The following is a 275-nucleotide window of genomic DNA, read 5'->3' as shown; positions in this document are numbered from 1 at the left end:
CGCACCGGGCACAGGCCCGCGCCGCGCCGGCCGATATTGCCGCGCATCATCATCAGGTTCGACAGCAGCTGTACCGTCGGCACCGAATTCTTGTGCTGCGTGAGGCCCATGCCCCATGTCGAGATTACCGCGCGGCCCTTCACGTAGATGTCGGCGAGCTTCAGCACGTCCTCGAACGGCACGCCTGCTTCGGCGACGATGGTCTCCCAGCTTTCCGCGCGCAGATCTTCGGCGAAGGCCTCGAAGCCGACCGTATGTTCAGCGATGAACGCGAC

General features: G+C 64.7%; 1 pseudogene. It reads right to left on the bottom strand.

What is annotated here, in order from left to right:
- Positions 1 to 275: pseudogene (locus tag SB822_RS56880) on the bottom strand (CbbBc protein); the annotation flags it as partial.

It is taken from the genome of Paraburkholderia sp. SIMBA_054, assembly GCF_046534875.1.
Taxonomy (GTDB): Bacteria; Pseudomonadota; Gammaproteobacteria; order Burkholderiales; family Burkholderiaceae; genus Paraburkholderia; species Paraburkholderia hospita.
This window is presented reverse-complemented; position numbering and strand designations above follow the sequence as displayed.